Annotated in this window: 20 protein-coding genes and 1 tRNA gene; 11 read left to right on the top strand and 10 right to left on the bottom strand. The window is 59.6% G+C overall.

Annotated elements, in window-relative coordinates:
* The first annotated feature begins 63 nt into the window (after positions 1–63).
* Together cysE and ACZ47E_RS05685 are read left to right on the top strand one after the other, a co-directional pair.
* Positions 64–888 carry a serine O-acetyltransferase gene (gene cysE / locus ACZ47E_RS05690; RefSeq protein ID WP_004441918.1) on the top strand — a complete coding sequence of 275 codons (825 nt, stop codon included), beginning with the start codon at positions 64–66 and terminating at the stop codon, positions 886–888.
* A gap of 140 nt (positions 889–1028) precedes the next feature.
* Complete coding sequence (locus ACZ47E_RS05685; protein WP_003524869.1) at positions 1029–1232, top strand: DUF3126 family protein; 204 nt, start codon at positions 1029–1031, stop codon at positions 1230–1232.
* Between the two features lie 50 nt (positions 1233–1282).
* On the opposite strand, the gene ACZ47E_RS05680 is transcribed toward ACZ47E_RS05685, so the two are convergent.
* On the bottom strand, positions 1283–2677 hold the full coding sequence (locus ACZ47E_RS05680) for a cytochrome P450 (protein WP_278066773.1): 1395 nt from the start codon (positions 2675–2677) through the stop codon (positions 1283–1285).
* 111 nt (positions 2678–2788) lie between these two features.
* Between ACZ47E_RS05680 and ACZ47E_RS05675 the strand changes: the two genes are divergently transcribed.
* Positions 2789–3445, top strand: a complete 657-nt coding sequence (locus ACZ47E_RS05675; protein WP_278066772.1) for a TetR/AcrR family transcriptional regulator — start codon at positions 2789–2791, stop codon at positions 3443–3445.
* An 86-nt stretch (positions 3446–3531) separates the two neighbouring features.
* Here the strand turns inward: ACZ47E_RS05675 and fdhA are convergent, their stop codons facing one another.
* Both fdhA and ACZ47E_RS05665 read right to left on the bottom strand, forming a co-directional pair.
* A complete protein-coding gene (fdhA, locus tag ACZ47E_RS05670; RefSeq protein ID WP_004441915.1) occupies positions 3532–4722 on the bottom strand; it encodes a formaldehyde dehydrogenase, glutathione-independent in 1191 nt (396 codons plus the stop codon).
* Positions 4723–4882: 160 nt separating this feature from the next.
* Complete coding sequence (locus ACZ47E_RS05665; protein ID WP_006697417.1) at positions 4883–5755, bottom strand: ATP-binding protein; 873 nt, start codon at positions 5753–5755, stop codon at positions 4883–4885.
* 207 nt (positions 5756–5962) lie between these two features.
* On the opposite strand from ACZ47E_RS05665, the gene yajC reads away from it, so the two are divergent.
* The 5 genes from yajC (at position 5963) to ACZ47E_RS05640 (ending at position 10801) form a co-directional block, all read left to right on the top strand.
* A complete protein-coding gene (gene yajC / locus ACZ47E_RS05660) occupies positions 5963–6310 on the top strand; it encodes a preprotein translocase subunit YajC (protein ID WP_004441911.1) in 348 nt (115 codons plus the stop codon).
* A gap of 80 nt (positions 6311–6390) precedes the next feature.
* Positions 6391–8955: a protein translocase subunit SecDF gene (gene secDF, locus ACZ47E_RS05655; protein ID WP_004441909.1), complete on the top strand. Its 2565-nt coding sequence runs from the start codon at positions 6391–6393 to the stop codon at positions 8953–8955.
* The gene (locus ACZ47E_RS05650; RefSeq protein ID WP_004441908.1) at positions 8955–9347 is read left to right on the top strand and encodes an Mth938-like domain-containing protein; all 393 of its coding nucleotides are present in this window, start codon (positions 8955–8957) and stop codon (positions 9345–9347) included. The genes secDF and ACZ47E_RS05650 overlap by 1 nt, the downstream gene beginning before the upstream one ends.
* Positions 9348–9370: 23 nt before the next feature.
* The gene (locus tag ACZ47E_RS05645) at positions 9371–10216 is read left to right on the top strand and encodes a phytoene/squalene synthase family protein (protein WP_004441906.1); all 846 of its coding nucleotides are present in this window, start codon (positions 9371–9373) and stop codon (positions 10214–10216) included.
* A gap of 126 nt (positions 10217–10342) precedes the next feature.
* The gene (locus ACZ47E_RS05640) at positions 10343–10801 is read left to right on the top strand and encodes a hypothetical protein (RefSeq protein WP_004441904.1); all 459 of its coding nucleotides are present in this window, start codon (positions 10343–10345) and stop codon (positions 10799–10801) included.
* 18 nt (positions 10802–10819) lie between these two features.
* On the opposite strand, the gene ACZ47E_RS05635 is transcribed toward ACZ47E_RS05640, so the two are convergent.
* From ACZ47E_RS05635 to lipB, 3 genes are all read right to left on the bottom strand, one after another.
* Positions 10820–11758, bottom strand: a complete 939-nt coding sequence (locus ACZ47E_RS05635) for a DMT family transporter (RefSeq protein ID WP_004441900.1) — start codon at positions 11756–11758, stop codon at positions 10820–10822.
* Between the two features lie 73 nt (positions 11759–11831).
* A complete protein-coding gene (locus ACZ47E_RS05630; protein ID WP_278066771.1) occupies positions 11832–12899 on the bottom strand; it encodes an NAD(P)-dependent alcohol dehydrogenase in 1068 nt (355 codons plus the stop codon).
* Positions 12900–12963: 64 nt separating this feature from the next.
* Positions 12964–13695: a lipoyl(octanoyl) transferase LipB gene (lipB, locus tag ACZ47E_RS05625; protein WP_022556188.1), complete on the bottom strand. Its 732-nt coding sequence runs from the start codon at positions 13693–13695 to the stop codon at positions 12964–12966.
* A gap of 189 nt (positions 13696–13884) precedes the next feature.
* Between lipB and ACZ47E_RS05620 the strand changes: the two genes are divergently transcribed.
* Both ACZ47E_RS05620 and ACZ47E_RS05615 read left to right on the top strand, forming a co-directional pair.
* A tRNA-Leu gene (locus ACZ47E_RS05620) sits at positions 13885–13969 on the top strand.
* 577 nt (positions 13970–14546) lie between these two features.
* Positions 14547–14933 carry a PAS domain-containing protein gene (locus ACZ47E_RS05615; protein WP_022556187.1) on the top strand — a complete coding sequence of 129 codons (387 nt, stop codon included), beginning with the start codon at positions 14547–14549 and terminating at the stop codon, positions 14931–14933.
* A gap of 58 nt (positions 14934–14991) precedes the next feature.
* Here ACZ47E_RS05615 and ACZ47E_RS05610 read toward each other — a convergent pair whose 3' ends face one another.
* Positions 14992–15159: a Thivi_2564 family membrane protein gene (locus tag ACZ47E_RS05610; protein WP_003502827.1), complete on the bottom strand. Its 168-nt coding sequence runs from the start codon at positions 15157–15159 to the stop codon at positions 14992–14994.
* Between the two features lie 124 nt (positions 15160–15283).
* Between ACZ47E_RS05610 and ACZ47E_RS05605 the strand changes: the two genes are divergently transcribed.
* Positions 15284–15712 carry an OsmC family protein gene (locus ACZ47E_RS05605; protein ID WP_004441881.1) on the top strand — a complete coding sequence of 143 codons (429 nt, stop codon included), beginning with the start codon at positions 15284–15286 and terminating at the stop codon, positions 15710–15712.
* A gap of 3 nt (positions 15713–15715) precedes the next feature.
* On the opposite strand, the gene ACZ47E_RS05600 is transcribed toward ACZ47E_RS05605, so the two are convergent.
* Genes ACZ47E_RS05600 through ACZ47E_RS05590 form a run of 3 tightly spaced genes read right to left on the bottom strand, consistent with a single transcriptional unit; the run spans position 15716 to position 18828 of the window.
* The gene (locus ACZ47E_RS05600; RefSeq protein WP_278066770.1) at positions 15716–16210 is read right to left on the bottom strand and encodes a peptide deformylase; all 495 of its coding nucleotides are present in this window, start codon (positions 16208–16210) and stop codon (positions 15716–15718) included.
* An 18-nt stretch (positions 16211–16228) separates the two neighbouring features.
* Positions 16229–16528: a hypothetical protein gene (locus ACZ47E_RS05595; RefSeq protein WP_278066769.1), complete on the bottom strand. Its 300-nt coding sequence runs from the start codon at positions 16526–16528 to the stop codon at positions 16229–16231.
* Positions 16528–18828, bottom strand: a complete 2301-nt coding sequence (locus ACZ47E_RS05590) for an FdhF/YdeP family oxidoreductase (protein ID WP_464016911.1) — start codon at positions 18826–18828, stop codon at positions 16528–16530. The genes ACZ47E_RS05595 and ACZ47E_RS05590 overlap by 1 nt, the downstream gene beginning before the upstream one ends.
* Between the last annotated feature and the right edge of the window lie 25 nt (positions 18829–18853).

Genomic DNA, 18853 nt, shown 5'->3' with positions numbered 1-18853 from the left:
CCCATTTCTAATGCACGTCTTTTTCTGTATAAAGAACGACCACTGCAAACGAGGAGACCGTTCATGGTCGCACGTACCGAGGCCCGTCAGCCTGAACAGCTGGCGATCGTCGACCCGATCTGGGGCAGCCTGCTGCATGAAGCGCGCAGCGCCGCTGCACAGGATCCGCTGCTTTCAGCCTTTCTTTATTCGACGATCCTCAACCACCGGTCTCTCGAAGAATGTGTGATCTACCGTATCTGCGAACTTCTCGACCATCCGGACATACAGGCCGTGCTGTTGCGTCAGACCTTCCAGGACATGCTGGATGACTGGCCGGAATGGGGAAGCGTTCTCCGTGTCGACATCCAGGCCGTTTACGATCGCGATCCGGCCTGCACGCGCTTCATGGAACCGCTGCTTTATTTCAAGGGTTTCCAGGCCATCCAGACCCATAGGCTTGCCCACTGGCTGCTGCAGAAAGGCCGCAAGGATTTCGCGCTTTATCTGCAGAGCCGGTCTTCGAGCATTTTCCAGACCGATATCAACCCCGCAGCACGCATCGGCAAGGGCATCTTCCTCGACCACGCCACCGGGCTGGTGGTCGGCGAAACGGCAGTCATCGGCGATAACGTCTCCATCCTGCATGGCGTCACCCTCGGCGGCACCGGCAAGGAAGGGGCGGACCGTCACCCGAAGATCGCCAACGGTGTGATGATCGGCGCGGGGGCGAAAATCCTCGGCAATATCGAAATCGGCAGCTGCTCGCGCATCGCCGCAGGATCTGTAGTGCTGAAGCCGGTTCCGCCGAAGACCACGGTTGCCGGCGTGCCGGCGCGGGTGGTGGGAGAAGCAGGGTGTTCTGAACCCTCGCGCCTGATGGACCAGCTCATCGGAGCCGATATCTGAGCGGCACTGTCGCGTTGACAGGTGGCCGGGTTTTTGCCGTCGTCCGTGTGGAAGACACGGATGACCTGCCGCTTTCACTTTACTTTGGCCTTTGTCCCATGCCAAAAGCGGGCCAACGCGAACCGCACAGGAGAATAGTGGTGAAAGCCGACGAAATCAAAAAACTCGACGCCTACTTCAAGCGTACCTTCAACCCGACGATGGTGGTCAAGGCGCGTCCGCGCAAGGACGATTCCGCCGAAGTGTATCTTGGCGAAGAGTTTCTCGGCGTCGTTTACATCGATGACGAAGACGGCGACCGTTCCTACAATTTCTCGATGGCGATCCTCGACGTCGACCTGTGATCGTCACCGTTCGGTGACCCAGGGGGCCTCCATTCATCGCCCGCGGTGGTTCACGCCGCGGGCGATTTGTTTTTCCGTTGCACGATCCGCATCGTCAGGCGACTTTCCGGCCGCAATGTTACCCGCATCAGCGGTGCCGCAGTTGCCGTTGACCTGTTTTCCAGATGAAGGCCTTGCAGAAGAACGGCCAGAATCGCGACGGCTTCCATCATCGCAAAAGCATTGCCGATGCAGATGCGGGGTCCCGCCCCGAATGGTATATAGGCATAGCGGTGGCGCGCCTTCGCCTTTTCCGGTTCGAAGCGCGACGGATCGAAGCGCTCGGGCTCGTCCCACAAGGCGGAGTGGCGGTGCACGGCATAGATGGGCACGTAAAGAACGGTGCCCGCCGGAATATCATGCCCGCCGAGCCTGAAGTCTTCAAGCGCCGTGCGTGTAATGACCGGAGCTGGCGGGTAAAGCCGCATCGCTTCCGAGAACACCTGTCGGGTGTAGGTCAGGCCGGCGATATGTTCCGCCGCGACCGGTTCACCGGCGGTGACGGTGTCGATTTCCTCGAGAATTTTTCTCTCCGTCTCCCGGTTCTTCGACAGAAGGTGAAACGTCCATGCGAGACCGAGCGCCGTCGTTTCGTGGCCGGCGGTGATGAATGTCAGGAGATTGTCGACGATTTCCGTGTCGGTCATCATGCGTCCGGTTTCAGGATCCCTGGCCTCCAGCAGCATCGAGACGAGGTCGTTCCTTTCGGATGCATTTTTCCGCCGTCCGGCAATCACCTTCGCAAGGCTTTCGCGCAGATAACCGACGGCGATCCGGGCCTTGCGCCGGCCGGGATGAGGTAGCCATTCCGGCGCCCCCAGCATGGTGAGCGCAAAGGTCCAGCCTGTCGGTTTCAGATAATCGGTAATGCTCTGTTCGACCCGCGCAACATCAATTCCGTATCCACCGGACATCATCGTTTCGACGATGATGTCGAACGTGGTTCGCATCATTTCGTGGCCCACGTCGATGTCACCAATGGAAGGAGAGCGCCAGCGCGCTTCCGTGCGTCGTGCCGTCTCGATCATGACCGGAAGCAGATCCAACAGCTTTTCGTGGCGGAAAGCGCCCGCGACGGATTGCCGTTGCCATTTCCAATGGTCTCCGTCGGCGGTCAGAAGTCCCTGACCGAGGGCCGGGCCGAGGACGCGCCGCACATCTTCACCCTTGCCGAGCAGATGGGCGTTCTTGACCAGAGCCTCGTGGATCAAAACGGGATCGGCGAGATGCACGCGCATCGTATCGCCGAGGCGAGTGAAAACCGCCGGTTCATGAAAGATTTCCGGCGGCAACGCCTTCAACGGATTGCGGATAATGGAGAGAGCGAGACGCGCGGTGGCGAGCTTCGATACGGTTTGTGTCCCGATCGCCTCGGGCGAGGGGTTGCGAAGGCCGGTGTCGGTCATCTGCGGGTCCTTTATGCGCGTTGAACAATGGCAACATGCTGTTAAGGTTTTTACCTTATACCGGTAATTTAAGGTGTACGCCTTAATTTTCAATGGTGGGGTGAAATTTCTATGATGAACGGCGCGAAACGGCCGGGGCGATCCCTGACACGTGAAAAAATTCTAGATGTTACGCTCGGTCTCTTCAACGAACGTGGCCCGGACCGTGTGACAACGGCCGAAATCGCCGGCGATGTGAAAATCAACGAGGGCAATCTCTATTATCATTTCCGCACCAAGGAATCGCTGGTCCTTGCCCTGTTCGCCCGCTTCGAAAACGATGCGCTGGCGCTCGTCGCGACTGTTGACGGAGCGGACGAGGCGGCTGCGGCGACTTATGCCGGCTTTTTGCGGCAGTGGTTCTCTCTCGTCTGGAACTACCGCTTCCTTTTTCGCGATCTTGTCGGTCTGGTGGCGTTGGCACCGGGGCTGGTGGAGCCCGTCCGAACCATAAGCGCCGCCATGCGTCTGGCGGTCGGCCACATCGTCACGCGGATGCAGAATGCGGAGCTGGTGGACATTCCCGAAGCGGAGCGCGAGGCGGTTTTGACGAATTTGTGGATCGTCTCGACCTATTGGGCGTCCTATCTTAATCTGCAGGAAGGTGTCAGCGAATTCGGGTCGCAGCAACTGGAGTGGGGGCTGCGGCAGGTATCCAGTCTGTTCAGGCCTTATCTTTCTTCCGAGGCAATGGCCGAGCTGGAGTCACTGGGAGAAGGCGAGAAATAGTGTCTCCGACAGGGGACATTTGCGCCAATGGAAAACCGCCCGTTTATAGCGGGCGGTTTCATTACACCGGTTTTCCGGTGCAGGCGTCAGGCCGCCTTGAGCAGGTCGCCATGCGGATCGAGCACGAACTTGGTGGCTGCGCCCTGATCGAAGCTCTCATAGCCCTGTACGGCATCGTCGAGCGCAATGATTCTGGCGTTGACGATGTCGGCAATGGGCAGGCGGTCGTGCAGGATCGCCTGCATGAGCTGGCGGTTATATTTCAGCACCGGTGTCTGGCCGGTGTGGAAGGATTGCGCCTTCGCCCAACCGAGGCCGAAACGCAGTGACAGGCTGCCCTGTTTGGCAGCATCATCCACCGCGCCCGGATCTTCGGTGACATAAAGGCCTGGAATGCCGATCGAGCCGGCGGCGCGGGTGATTTCCATCATCTGGTTGAGAACGATCGCCGGCTGTTCGCCACCTGCGTGGCCGCGCGCTTCAAAGCCGACCGCATCGATGGCGCTGTCCACCTCGTTGGTGCCGACAATCTCGGCGATCATGTCGCCCAGCCGGTCGCCCTTCGAGAGATCGACGGGTTCGAAGCCGACTTTCGCAGCGTGGGCAAGACGATCCTTGTTGAAATCGCCGATCATGACGACCGCAGCACCCAGAATGCGGGCGGAGGCGGCAGCCGCGAGGCCGACCGGGCCGGCACCGGCGACATAAACAGTGGAGCCGACGCCGACACCGGCCTTCACTGCGCCGTGGAAGCCGGTTGGCAGAATATCGGAGAGCATGGTGAGGTCGCGGATCTTCGACATCGCCTTGTCACGATCCGGGAATTTCAGCAGGTTGAAATCGGCATAGGGGATGGTGACATATTTCGCCTGACCACCGATCCAGCCGCCCATGTCAACGTAGCCATAAGCGCCGCCGGCGCGGGACGGGTTCACCGTGAGGCACACGCCGGTATCCTGCGACTTGCAGCAGCGGCAGCGGCCGCAGGCGACGTTGAACGGCACGGAAACGATGTCGCCAACCTGCAGCATCTCAACGTCGATGCCCTTCTCGATGACTTCGCCGGTGATTTCATGACCGAGAACGAGGCCCGGCATCGCCGTGGTGCGGCCGCGCACCATGTGCTGGTCGGAGCCGCAGATATTGGTGGAAATCACCTTGAGAATGACACCGTGCTCGATGCGGCGGCCATCCGGCGCCTCAAGCTTCGGGTCGTCGATGTCGCGGACTTCGACCTGACCCGGCCGCATGTAGACGACGCCTCTGTTCCTGCTCATATCCATCTCCTCCATGGTTGAATACCGTACCTGTCCGCTCCTCCGCGGGCAGATGACTTCATGGGTGCAGCAAACCATGAGAGGGGAGATGTGGCGTTCGGGAATACGACACGCGGTGTGGTCGTAACGACACCGCGTTTCGCCCGATGTCACGGTGGTGTTATCTGTCGAGCGGTTTCCTGAGGCGGCCGGCGGCGTCCTGAATATATTGCCAGGCGACACGGCCTGAGCGGCCGCCGCGGGTGGTTGCCCATTCCAACGCCTCGTGATGCAGTGTGTCGCGGTCGAGACCCAGATCGAAATGCGTGGCATAGCTGTCGATCATCGTCAGATAATCTTCCTGACCGCATTTGTGGAAACCGAGCCAGAGGCCGAAGCGATCGGAGAGCGACACCTTTTCCTCAACCGCTTCGGATGGGTTGATGGCGGTGGACTGCTCGTTTTCCATCATGTGACGCGGCAGAAGATGGCGACGGTTGGAGGTCGCATAAAACAGCACATTGTCAGGACGTCCCTCGATGCCGCCGTCTAGCGCTGCCTTCAGCGATTTATAGGCGGTGTCGTCATGGTCGAAGGAGAGGTCGTCGCAGAAAACGATGACGCGCTGGCCGGAGGCCTTGAGGATGTCGAGCAGGGCGGGCAGGGTGTGGATGTCCTCGCGGTGCACTTCCACCAGCTTGAGCGAAACACCGCTTGCCGCACGCACATCTTCGTGAACGGCCTTCACCAGCGAAGACTTGCCCATGCCGCGCGCACCCCACAGCAGCACGTTGTTGGCGGCGAAACCTTCCGCGAAACGCAGCGTGTTTTCGTGGAGAATGTCGCGGACATGATCGACGCCGCGGATGAGTTTCAACGCGATGCGGTTGGGGCGGGCAACAGGCTGCAGGAAAGAGTTCAGCGGCGCCCAGACAAAACAATCCGCCGCATTCCAGTCGTTTACGGCGGGCGCCGGGCCCGCCAGCCGTTCGACGGCATCGGTGAGCCGGCGCAGTTCTGAAAGAAGCAGGGAGGCCGTTTCTTCTCGAATCATGGTGTTTCTTCCGCTTGTCTGATGTTCAAAACTCTGTTTTGCGCCCGGCCTAGCATGGTGTTTGGCGCCCATAAAGGTTAAGAGGTCCGGAATCGGTACGGCGAGGGCCCTGCATCTGTTGCAATCCCGGCGTTCCCCACTATATTCCGGCGGCTTGAAAGCTGGGGCGGCATACGAGGTCGTGCCGTAATCGTTGAGGAGTTTTATATGTTCATTAGTCAAGCTTTTGCCCAGGACGCAGCGGGCGGCACGTCGGCGCTGGGTTCCGGCCTTGAAATGCTTTTCCTGTTTGCGCCGCTCATGGTGGTCTGGTATTTTTTCCTCATCCGTCCGCAGCGCGCACAGATGAAGAAGCGCCAGGAAACGCTGACCAATATTCGCCGCGGTGATCAGGTCGTTCTCGGCGGCGGCATCGTCGGCAAGGTGACCAAGGTCATCGATGACAGTGAACTCGAAGTCGAAATCGCCGAAGGCGTGAAAATCCGCGCTGCCCGTGCTTACATTGCCGAAGTGCGCGTGAAGGGCGAAGTGGTCAAGACGGAAGCCGCTTCCTGATCCTGCCGGACAACCGAATGCCCGATTGCGAATTTTGACGGGTTGCGCAGAGCGCGACCCCAACCCTGACCGAGATCGAAATGCTTCATTTTTCCCGTTGGAAAACAGTCTTCATCTGGCTGCTTGTGCTGGCAAGCGTCGTCATCGCCTCTCCCAATCTGTTTACGGACAAACAGCTGGAGGGCATGCCTGCCTGGTACAAGGACAACAAGGTAACGCTCGGTCTCGACCTTCAGGGCGGTTCCCACATCATGCTCAAGATCGAGCGTTCCGACATCGTCAAGGAACGGCTCGAAACCATCGTGGGCGATGTGCGAACGCAGCTTCGCGATGCCAACATCCGTTATTCGGGCTTGACCGGCAACGGCCAGCAGATTCAGGTCCGCATCAGCGATCCGGCGCAGCTGGAAGCCGCCAAGAACGCACTTCGCGACCTGACGCAGCCGGTATCCGCCGGTACGCTGGTCGGCGGCTCCATTACCGAAGTGACGATGAATGATGGTGGCGACAATCTGCTGCGTCTCAATCTCACGGATGAGGGCATCGATTACCGCCTGTCATCAGCCGTTTCGCAGTCCATCGAAGTCGTGCGCCGCCGCGTTGACGAAGTCGGCACGACCGAGCCGCTCATCCAGCGTCAGGGTTCCGACCGCATCATCGTGCAGGTGCCTGGTCTTCAGGATCCGCAGCGCCTGAAGTCACTTCTCAACCAGACGGCAAAGCTCTCCTTCCGCATGGTTGACACCACCATGCCGGTGCAGGAAGCCATGAACGGCCGTCCGCCAGCAACGTCCGAGGTTCTCTATTCGCAGGACGATCCGCCGGTTCCCTATCTTGTGGAGCGCCGTGCGCTCGTTTCCGGCGACAATCTCGTCGACGCGCAGGCAAGCTTCAACCAGCAGACCAATGAACCCGTCGTCACCTTCCGCTTCGACAGCCGCGGCGCGCAGCGGTTTGCGCAGGCGACGCAGCAGAATGTCGGCAAGCCTTTCGCCATCGTCCTCGATAACCAGGTCATTTCCGCGCCTGTCATCCGTGAACCGATCATTGGCGGTTCGGGCCAGATTTCAGGTAATTTCTCGGTGCAGGGCGCGAACGACCTTGCTGTGCTGCTGCGCGCCGGTGCGCTGCCAGCGACGCTGACGGTGGTTGAAGAGCGTACCGTCGGTCCGAGCCTCGGTAACGACTCCATTACCGCGGGTCTGACGGCAAGCGCCATTGGCGCGGTGGGCGTCCTCATCTTCATGTTCGTGTTCTATGGCTTCTTCGGCCTGCTGGCGAATATCGCTCTTGTGGTCAACGTCATCATGCTGCTGGCCGTCCTCAGCGTGATCGGATCGACGCTGACGCTACCGGGTATCGCCGGTATCGTCCTGACCATCGGCATGGCTGTCGATTCCAACGTTCTGATCTATGAGCGAATACGCGAAGAGGTGAAAAGCGGCAAACCACTGATCCAGTCACTGGATAATGGCTTTACCCGCGCCTTTGCGACCATCATTGACGCCAACCTGACGACGCTGATCGTGGCGAGCGTGCTTTTCTACATGGGCACGGGCCCGGTCAAGGGCTTTGCGGTTACGCTGGCCGTCGGTATCATCACGACCGTCTTCACGGCCTATACGCTGACAGCGTGGATGTTCGGTTACTGGGTTCGCCGCAGCCGTCCGAAGCATCTGCCGAAGGGCGTTCGTACCGCCATGTTCGATGGTCGCGACATCCCGTTCATGCGCTACCGTCGCGTGGTGTTCATGATCACCGGCGTCATCATGCTTGCCTGCGTTGGCGGTTTCATCGCCAAGGGCCTGAACCTCGGTATCGACTTCCAGGGCGGCTCCGTCATCGAAGTCCGTGCCAAGCAGGGTGAGGCCGATCTGGCCGATATCCGAGATCGTCTGAACCAGCTCAACCTGGGTGAAATCCAGGCTCAGAATTTCGGTACGCCGCAGGATGTTCTCATCCGCATTCAGGCGCAGGAAGGCGGCGAAAATGCCGAGCAATCCGCCATCACCATGGTGCGCGGCGAGCTTGAGGACAAATATGACTTCCGCCGCGTTGAAGTTGTCGGCCCCGCCGTTTCCGGTGACCTCACCTTCACCTCCACGATCGGCATCCTCCTCGCCATGACGGCGATCATGATCTACATCTGGGTTCGCTTCGAATGGCAGTTTGCGCTCGGCGCCGTCATTTCGATGGTGCACGACGTGGTCTTCACAATCGGCCTCTTCGTGTTCCTGGGGATAGAGTTCAACCTCACCAGTATCGCGGCGATCCTGACGATTATCGGTTATTCGCTGAATGACACCGTCGTCATCTATGACCGTATCCGCGAAAACCTGAGGCGCTATAAGAAGATGCCGCTGTCGATGATTATCGACGTGTCGCTGAACCAGACGCTGTCGCGCACCATCCTCACCGGCTTGACCGTGCTTCTGGCGCTGCTCGCGCTCTACCTCTTCGGTGGCGAGGTCATCCGCTCCTTCACCTTCGCCATGCTCTTCGGTGTCGGTATCGGCGTGTTCTCGTCGCTCTACATTGCCGCTCCGGTGCTGATCGCCTTCAAGCTTCGTCCTGATAGCAAGGATGCGGAAGACGAGAAGGATGAAAAGTCCGGCAACGCCATCGGCGGCAAGCCTGCCGTCTGATGGCCGGCGGGATCGAAATACGCCCGGCCCATTTTCCCGGCCGGGCGCCCATAGATGCTTATGGCAATGGCGGCTTCCGCTTTGCCGACATGTCGCATCGAGGCTCGCTTCTGCTCCTGCCTTCGGGCATTTACGGGTGGGAGCCCGTTGACGCCAAACAACTGAGCGTCGGGCATTTCGAAAAGGTTCTGGCGGAAGCGCAGGATATCGAAGTGCTGCTGATCGGCACGGGAGATGGTATGCGGGTTCTGCCGAAGGAGCTGCGCGCGGCTTTCAAGGAAGCGGGCATTTCCATTGATCCGATGAGCACGGGTGCCGCCGTACGCACCTACAATATCATGCTTTCGGAATCGCGCGCCGTGGCTGCGGCGTTGATTGCCGTCGAAGGCTGACGTAACGCTCCGCGCGGGGAACCATGGCACCCACAGAAAATCTCGACGTCTGCCTTGCGACGCTGCGCGATACGGATCGTGACCGCTATCTCGCCTGTCTTCTGTCTCCCGCGGACAGGCGCAACGCTCTTGCAGCGCTTTATGCCTTTAACGCCGAGATTGCGCGTATTCGCGATTCCGTGCGTGAAGCGCTGCCAGGTGAGGTGCGCATGCAATGGTGGCGCGATCTGCTCGAGGGAAGTCCCCATGGGGACAGCCAGTCGCACCCCGTCGCGTCGGCGCTTCTGGAAACGATCGAGCGTTACAGGCTGCCACGATCGGTGCTTTCCAACATGATCGAGGCGCGCATCTTCGATCTCTATGATGATCCTTTCGAGGATCGCAACGCGCTTGAAGGCTATGCAGGGGAAACGGCTTCGGCGCTGATCCAGCTTGCCAGCCTCGTTCTGTCTCCGGAAGAGGCCGCGGCAAGCGCGGAAGCGGCCGGACATGCGGGTGTGGCGCAGGCCATGGCCGGCATGATGCTGCTCATGCCACTGCACCGTCGCCGTGGTCAGGTGTATATTCCAGCCGACATGCTCTCGGCCGCCGGGCTTGACCGGGAGACGTTCCTGGAAGGCACGGACCGACAGCGGATCGGCATTGCTATCGAACTGTTCGCGGCCCATGCGCTGGATCATATCGAGAAGGCAAGACGCGCTCGCATTTCGGGCAACGTCTTTGCGGCCTATTTGCCCGTCGCCATTTCCGGACCGGTCATAACGGCCGCGAGAAAGGCTGGCGCGGGCGTGTTTGAAGGCGAAGTGCAATTATCGCAGCTTCGTCGGCAATGGCTGTTGGCAAAAGCCTCTTTCCTCAAGCGCTTCTGATCGTCACTCCTGGCGCCGATGCGGGAGCCATACTTCGCGCAAGCCTCGTTTCCTATCAAAGCGAACCGGGTTCGCTTCGTTTCGATTCGCGACCCATGATGTTTGGTTGCTGAGGGAGCGTTCCGGATGAATATGGCGATCTGGATTATCGTTTTCGTGCTGCTTTTGGTCTTTGCCGTTTATGCCTGGCGCATGTCGCGGGCGACGGATGAGGACAACAGCCATGATGTCGGGCAGGCGATCATGGATTTCGCCCGCGCCTTTCCCAATGAGGCGATCAGAAGCCTGCACATGACGGCAGATGGAGGCGCTGCCTTCGTGCGGCTGCACGACAACAAGGCCGGTTTCATGCGCAACATGGGTTCTCATTACGTTTGCGTGATGATCGATCCCGAGCGGATCCGGGTGGAGAGCCTGGAAAGCGGAGACGGTTTCGTCGTTACCTTCTTCGACATGCCGAAATATAGCGGTTCATACCGCTTCAAATCGGCAGGAGAGGCGGCCGAAGTCTCTCTCTGGCTGCTCGGCAGTCTCGTCGAGGCGCAGGATCATCACGATGAAGGGCCGCTGCCTTCCGGCACCTGATGGCTATCGCATGGCCCGTCACTGCCCGTCGAGCGGCGGCCGATTGGCCCCCGCCTGCTGGCGTTCGCGCCAGATGATGAACAGGCCGGATGCGACGATGATGAAAATACCGAGCCATTTCGACGGCGTCGGAAAATCCGAGAACAGCGCATAACCGAGGATCGTCGCGGAGATGATCTCGAAATACTGGAACGGCGCCAGCAGCGAGAGCGGGGCCAGCCTGAAAGCCCTGACGATCAGCAGATGCATGTAGCCGGATATCGATCCTAGCAGCACGAGCAGAGCCAGGGCCAATCCCGATTGCGGCAGCGAGACGGCGAAATCCTTGTCGCCGAGCGCATCGCCGGCAAGAAGGGCCGCTCCCATGAATACCGTGCCGGCAATGCCCGACATGGTCTGCATCACAAGCGGGCTGTCGGCGTCGCCGATGGCTCGGTTCAGGAAGAGGTAGAGCGTGTAGAGGAATGCGCAGGCCACCGGCAGCAGCGACGTCCAGCCGAAGATTTCGAAGCTCGGCTGAATGACGATCATCGCGCCGCCGAAGCCTACCACGATCGCCGTCCACCGCTTCCAGCCGACCCTGTCGCCGAGAAACAGAGCCGACATCATCGTCAGCATGAACGGTTCTACGAAATAGATCGCGAACACATCGGCAAGCGGCATGTATTTGACTGCGGCGAAGAACATCAGGCTGGCGGAAGCGTGCAATACGCCGCGCAGGCAGTTCATCCACGGACGCTTCGCGCTGAAAAGCGCGCTGGGTGAGACCATGAGCAGCAGCGGCAGGGTGCAGACCACCTGGAAGAAGAAGCGATAGAAGGTTACCTGCGCCGGTGACATGCCGCCGACCACGGCCATGTATTTGGCTATTGCGTCCATGACGGGCAGCACGAACATGCAGGTCGCCATGATCGTCATGCCCTTGGCGACATCGCTGAAACCGGTCTGGCTGGTCATGGTTCGAATAGCGCTTTCGACCGGAAGGTCCATTGAGAGAAGGGGGCGCTAAAGGCTGCCCCCCCTTCGCAGGTCAGGCGGCCTTCTGGCGCGGCAGGCTCTTCATATCAATGACGAAACGATAACGCACATCGCTTTTTATCATGCGTTCATAAGCATCGTTGATCTGATCGATATCGATCATCTCGATTTCGGCGGCGATGCCTTTTTCGGCGCAGAAATCCAGCATTTCCTGGGTCTCGGGAATGCCGCCGATCATCGAGCCGGCAAAGGTCTTGCGGCCCGGAATGAGACTGAACGCCATTACCGACAGCGGCTTTTCCGGCGCACCCACCTGTACCAGCGCGCCGTCTCGCTTCAGCAGGGCAAGATAAGCGTTGATGTCATGGTCGGCGGCGACGGCATCGATGATGAGGTCGAGGCTCGAAGCGGCCTTTTTCATCTGATCCGCATCGCGGGAGACGATCACCTCATGGGCGCCGAGTTTTTTTGCATCTTCAGCCTTGCCGGGCGACGTCGTGATCATCACCACCGTCGCGCCCATGGCATTGGCGAGCTTCACCGCCATATGACCAAGGCCACCGAGACCGACAACGCCGACCCGCTTGCCGGGGCCTGCATTCCAGTGGCGCAGCGGGGAGTAGGTTGTAATGCCCGCGCAGAGCAGGGGTGCGGCGGCGGCCGGATCGAGACCTTCGGGTATGCTGAGAACGTAACGGTCATCGACCACCACATGAGCGGAGTAACCGCCAAGCGTATGGGCGCCGCCGCCCATCGCCTTGTCAGGCGAATTATAGGTGCCGGTCATGCCGTTTTCGCAATATTGCTCCAGCCCCTCGGCGCAGCTTGCGCATTGCCGGCAGCTATCCACGATGCAGCCGACGCCGACGCGGTCACCCGTCTTGAACCTGGTGACATCCGAACCCACGCGGCCGACACGGCCGATGATTTCGTGGCCGGGAACGCAGGGGTAAAGAGAGCCCGGCCATTCGCTGCGGGCCGTGTGGATATCGGAGTGGCAGACGCCACAGAATTCTATTTCGATTTCGACATCGCGCGGGCCGGGATCGCGACGCTTGATGGTCGCGAACTTCATCGGTGAAGAACCGTCGTCGCAGGCGTAAGCGGATGTTGTGAACATGGTCGTTCCTCCTCTTGTGGTGATCGATGCATCAAACACCGGCCTGCGGCAAGGGTTGCGGCGGTCAGCCGCCAGCGCCGGTTTCGGGGACTGCCGGGCCAAAAACCTCCTCGAAGGCCTCGCGCAGCAGGACGTCGACATCACCGATCATAACCGGCAATCCAAGATCGACAAGGCTGGTAACGCCATAGGCGCTGATGCCGCAGGGAACGATGCCGGTGAAGTGCGAGAGATCGGGATCGACATTGATCGCGAGCCCGTGAAAACTCACCCATTTGCGCAGACGGATACCCAGTGCGGCAATCTTGTCTTCTGCCATGCCGCCATCCGGCAGGAGAGGTTTTTCGGGGCGCCTGACCCAGACGCCGACGCGATCTTCCCGCCGCTCGCCACGCACGTTCATCTTATCAAGCGTGCGGATGATGACATCCTCGAGTGCCGCCACATAGGCGCGGACATCCTGGCGGCGGCGTTTGAGATCAAGCATGACGTAAGCGACCCGCTGGCCGGGGCCGTGATAGGTATATTCGCCGCCGCGCCCCGTGGCGAAGACCGGGAAACGATCCGGTTCGATCAGATCGGCCACATCGGCGCTGGTGCCGGCCGTATAAAGCGGCGGATGCTCCAGAAGCCAGACGAGTTCGTCCGCCTCGCCAGATGCGATGGCGCTAACCTCGCGCTCCATTTCCTCTACCGCCTGCTCGTAAGGCACGAGGCCATCGGAGATTCGCCAGCGAACGGGCGGCGAACCGGCGGCGGGGAGCATTTTTGTCTCGATATCCGTGCGTGTGAGCATGAAAAAGTCCTTTCCACAGCCTTCTCGCAAAATGGCGTCACGGCCGCAACCCCAGCATTTCCGGGCTTCCTGCATATAGGATGGTGCAGTGCGATTTTTAATTTCAAAAAACTGTCACGACGCTCTTGTGCACCCAAAATCCTTTTGCTACATGCACCCCCGTCGGCGCAAGTCGACGCCTACCACGATGCGGTCGTGGCGGAATTGGTAGACGCGCAGCGTTGAGGTCGCTGTGGGGCAACCCGTGGAAGTTCGAGTCTTCTCGACCGCACCAAAGAAACCCGCTTCGGCGGGTTTTTTCTTTTTTAGCCAATCGGTTAGCCCTGACCCCACAAGACGCCGGGCTGCCTCTGAGCCAATTCGGCTACTGTGTTTTATCTTGCCGTCAGCATTATAAAAATTACGGGCGGCAAATCATTGACCCGACGCCGCCCGAATTGAATGGCCGGACTGAACTAGCGTCGGTAACGCTGTCCGTCCCCGACACGGTAGGGGTCCCCATCCATTACCTGATCCATTCGCCACTCGTTTCCACGATATGGGCTATGCCACGTCTGGCATCCGGCCAGAAAGACGGTTGCGGTCAGCAATCCGAAAGTAAGGGCGGCTCGCATCATCTTGAACTCCTCGAAATGTCATCCCAGCCATGTAGGCGCACGCCCGCATTTTTGCGATACCTCGTCGGAATTTGTCGTCCGTTTTAGAACGGCGCAACAATTTGGATTGCCGGAAAATTCCGGTGGATATTGATGCACGCTTTGGTAGCTCGTTTGCTCCCCCCACAAAACGAGGGGTGGAATATGAGAGGTCTGATGTTAGCTTTTGTCAGGAAATAATATCCGGGGGTTTTCGTGCAGGGGGACAAGACGGATTCAGACAATGCGCTCGGTTATTACATGTGGAGCATTTCCGACAACAGGCTGATCATGGATGCGATTACCGCGGAATGCCATGGATTTTCCGAACCGGTTGCATCACGCGGGGTAACGATCGAGGAGATTCTGGAAAGGATCGATATTGAGATGCGCGATCGGGTGGCACAGGCCATTTTCGACAGCATCACCACGGGCGTCTTTTTCGATCAGCGTTACAAGGTCAACCTGCCTGACGGCTCTAGCCGATGGATCGCGGCAAAGGGCAGGGCGATCTTCGATCCGGAGGGCACGCCTTTTCTCGGTATAGGCAGCGTCCGGGATATCACGCTGAAAAAACCTTACCAGTTTGAACCACGCCAGTAACGACAACAAAAAAGAGGCGGCTTTCGCCGCCTTTTTTCGTCTGCGCCTTGCCGGGACATCAGAACACGGCGAGATATTTCAACAGCGAAATAATGCCGATAATAATGACGATCACCTGTGCGATCTGTTTGGCGCCGCCGCCGACCGGCAGTCGCGCGATGAGCCACAAGACAAGCACAATCACCAGGAAGGTGATCAGAATGCTGACGAGCGTAGATGTAACCATATGTCCCAGCTCCCTATTGAAATTCGATATTCAACGATGGTTCACCGTTGCGTGAGTAAAAAGGCGCCAGCCGGTATTTTGTTCCATGTGGTCGATTGCGCGCGATTAAATTAGGATTTTCTGAATGACCGAGAGCGTGAGGATGAAATCGAGGCCGGTCGGCGCTTCCGTCAGCGTGGGGCGGCTTGGCCGTCCTCATGTGTCGTCGGTCACCGGTGGCGCTCTGGACATCGTCACGGGGATTTCGGAGCCAGGGTTTAACCCAATCGATCTTTTATACTCCTCGCTGGCCGCCTGCCTGGCGCTCAGCGTCCGCATCGCAGCCAGCAGCTTGGGACTGCTCGATCTGTTCGAGGGTGTTCGTGTTGATGTCTCCGGCGAGAAATCGGCCGATGAGCCCTATCGCATCATCCGCTTCGACATTCGGATGGAGATCGCCGGAAACTTCAACGCGGCGGAGCGACTGGCGCTTGCGCACAGGGCGGAGGATATCTGCACCGTCAGCAACACGCTGAAAGGCGATGCGGAATTTGTGCTGTCGATTACCAGCTGACGGTTACGGCTTCCTCGACTTTTCCCATTTCTTCACCAGCCGGTCGCGTTTCAGCTTCGAAAGCCGCTTCACCCAGAAAATGCCGTCAAGCTGGTCAATCTCGTGCTGGATGCAAATGGCGTGAAATCCCTCGACGGCCTGACGGTGCTCCGTGCCGTCGATGTCCTGAAACCTCACTTCGATCTTGGATGGCCGCTCCACTTCGTCCGTGAAGCCCGGCATCGAGACGCTGCCCTCCACATGTCGCATGGTCTGCGTGGCGCGGCCGATGATTTCGGGATTAACGTAGGTAAGGACGGTCCCCGGCGTCAGTTCCAGCACAAAAACACGCTGCTTCACGCCGATATGGGCGGCGGTGATGCCGACACCCGGGGCGGCGCGCATCGTGTCGATCAAGTCGCCGACAAGATCCTGCAATTGCCCGTCAAACCCCGTGACCGGCTCGCAGATTTCCGACAAGCCGGGATGCGGATAGGGCAGGATAGGCCTGATTGGCAAGGAAATGCTCCGTTCGTTTCAAATCCGGGCGGCGGCAGCGAGCGCCTTTCCCTCCGCTGTCGCTTCCAGGAAGCTGCGCTGGGTGCGGGCATCGCGTCTCGTTACCTGCACGAAGCGCGGTGACAGACCGGCGATTTCGCGCAGAATGAGGGCATGTGCAAGACCCAGCCTGTTGGCAATGCCGCGGCTGTCTGTGGCTATATTGAAGTCGACCGCAATCAGTATCGCCGCGCCGGTGGATGTCAGCAAGGGCTGCGATCGCTCTTGAACCCGTGCCACCGCAGCCATGAAGGCATCAGCGGACTGTTCCTCATTCATCAGGAGGCATCCGGGCGCAGGCGGACGGACACGAGCACGGATTTAGACGTCGGTGTAAAACTGTCTTTGCCATAGCTCGACAGCGGCACCAGCACATTCAGTTCCGGATAATAACCGCCGATGCTGCCCCGCGGAATATTGTAGGGCACCAGCCGGAAATTCTGTGCGATGCGTTCGATCCCATCGCCATATTCGCCAACGACATCGACACGCTGGCGGGAATGGGCGCCGAGCGCTTGCATATCCGCCGGGTTCATGAAGATGACGTGGCGTTCGCCATAAACGCCACGATAGCGGTCGTCCATGCCGTAGATCGTGGTGTTGTATTGATCGTGGCTGCGGAAGGTCTGCAGGACGAAAAGGTTCTCGCGCGTGAGCGCCTGCTGGTGTTCGGTCTGTTCGGGCAGGGGGCCGCTGAAAAAGATCGCCTTTTTCGCCGGTGTGTTCCATTGCCGTTCCGCAGCCCTATTTGGCAGACGGAAGCCGCGCGGCACGCGAACGCGTTCGTTGAAATTCTCGAATCCGGGTATGACCCGCTCGATCATGTCGCGGATAAGATCGTAATCATCAGCGAGCGCTTTCCAGTTCACAGGCCCGCTGCCCAGCGTCGCTTCTGCGATGCCGGCGATGATGGCGACTTCCGAGCGCAGCTCGTCCGACGCCGGTGGATTGATGCCGCCGGAGCCGTGCACCATGCTCATGGAATCCTCGACCGTGACGATCTGCGCCCGGCCTGCCGAATTGCGGTCGATCTCGGTTCGCCCCAGGCAAGGCAGCACGAACGAGGTTTCGCCCGGCACGAGATGCGAATGATTGAGCTTGGTGGCGATGTTGACGGTGAGCTTCTGATTTTCGAATGCCTTGATAATAAGCGGGCTATCGGGCGTGGCGCGCAGGAAATTACCCCCGAGCGCAATGAAGGCTTGCGCCTTGCCCTCAAGCATGGCCGCCAAAGCCTCCACCGTATTGTGGCCGGGCTTGCGCGGCATGGTAACGCCGAGTTCCTTTTCCAGCGCATCGAGAAGTGCGGGCGGTGCTTTTTCATCGATGCCGACGGTGCGGTCGCCCTGAACGTTGGAATGACCGCGCACGGGGCAAAGGCCCGCACCGGGACGACCGACATTGCCGCGCAGCAACATGAAATTCGTGATCTCGCGCACGATGACGACCGAGTGACGATGCTGAGTGACGCCCATGGCCCATGTCGCGATGACGGAGCCGGCCTTCATGTAGATGTGGGCGGCTTCTTCGATCTCCTCGCGGGTGAGGCCGGACTGGTCGAGAATGGTCTCCCAGCTCGTCGCTTCGACGGCGGCACGGTAGGCCTCGAACTCCGCTGCATGTTCGGCGATGAAGTCGTAGTCGATGATGGCGGGTTCGCCCGCCGCCCTTGCGGCGTCGTCAGCGGCGAAGACCGCCTTGCTCATGCCGCGCACCGCCGCCATGTCGCCGCCCTGGCGCGGCTGGTAATAATTGGTGGCAATCTTCGTGCTGCCGCCACTGATCATCTCGATCTTGTCCTGCGGGTCTGCAAAGCGCTCCAGCCCCTTTTCGCGAATGGGATTGAAGACGGCGATCCGGGCGCCGCGCAGGGCGGCGCGGCGCAGGTCGCCCAGCATGCGCGGATGATTGGTGCCAGGGTTTTGCCCGATCACGAAAATCGCGTCGGCCTTTTCAAAGTCCTCGAGCAGCACCGTTCCTTTGCCGACACCGATCGATGCGTTCAATCCGACACCGCTTGCCTCGTGGCACATATTGGAGCAGTCGGGGAAATTATTGGTGCCGTAAAGCCGCACCATCAGCTGATAAAGGAAAGCCGCCTCGTTGGAAGCGCGGCCGGACGTATAGAATTCAGCCCGGTTCGGGTTGTCGAGACCGTTGAGGATGCTGCCGATTTCGGTAAAGGCCTCGTCCCACGATACGGGCAGGTATTTGTCGCTCATCCGGTCATAGCGCATGGGATGGGTGAGACGCCCCTGTTTTTCCAACTCGTAATCGGACCAGCCGCGCAGTTCGGAGACGGTGTGGCTGGCGAAGAACTCCTGCGGCACGCGGGCTTCGGTCGCTTCCCAGGATACCGCCTTGACGCCGTTTTCACAGAACTCGAAAGAGGAGCCGTGTTCCGGATCGCCCCAGGCGCAACCGGGACAGTCAAAACCATCCGGCTGATTGGTCTTCAACAGGGTGCGGACGCCCGAGATCGGTGCCCCGGATTCCAGAAGGCGCTTGCCGACGCTTTTAAGTGCGCCCCAACCGCCTGCGGCGGACGATGCCTTGCCGATGAAACCCGTCTTGCTCATGGTTTGCCACCCCGAAACTGACTTT

The sequence above is a fragment of the Agrobacterium sp. 5Ca39 genome, from assembly GCF_055382365.1.
Note: the sequence above shows the minus strand (reverse complement) of the source record. Positions and strands in the feature narration are given on the sequence as shown.